This window comes from Mangrovimonas sp. TPBH4 (genome assembly GCF_001280505.1).
Lineage (GTDB): Bacteria > Bacteroidota > Bacteroidia > Flavobacteriales > Flavobacteriaceae > Mangrovimonas_A.
In genome coordinates, this window is record NZ_LBIO01000046.1 from 1 (window position 1) to 608 (window position 608).

The 608-nt window shown below is 53.6% G+C and carries 1 protein-coding gene; it reads left to right on the forward strand.

The features are described from left to right. The coding region (locus tag ZA05_RS18340) for a hypothetical protein (protein ID WP_197276071.1) at nucleotides 1-608 on the forward strand (608 nt) is incomplete at both ends.

Consider the following 608-nt stretch of genomic DNA (forward strand, 5'->3'; position numbering starts at 1 on the left):
GCACCAGAGGTTTCCTTCAACGCGCCAGAGGATTATACAATGGCAGCCTGTTCCGACCAGGCTTCTATCGACCAGGCGTTTGCCGAGTGGGTTGCCCTGGGCAGCATCACGGGTGGCTGTAACCTGATGGTTGAAGTGACCAATCCAGGGGCACCTGATGCCTGTGGCGGTTCATCGGAAGTTATCTGGACAGCTACCAGCGACTGTGGGGCACCGTTATTGCTGAGTTCGACCTTTACGGTAGAGCCTGCACCAGAGGTTATTGCTAATGTACCTTCTGACGTTACGATGGAGGCTTGTTCTGACCAAGCATCGATTGACCAGGCGTTTGCCGAGTGGGTTGACTTGGGCAGTATCACCGGAGGTTGTAACTTGGAAATCACAATAGACAATCCAGGAGCACCGAGTGCCTGTGGCGGAAAATCTGATGTTACCTGGACAGCGACAAGTGATTGTGCAGAAACCATTATCGGAACGGCGACTTTTAGCGTGCTTCCAGCACCAGAGGTTTCCTTCAATGCACCAGACGATTATACAATGGCAGCATGTTCTGACCAGGCTTCCGTAGACCAGGCGTTTGCCGAGTGGGTTGCCCTGGGCAGCATCAC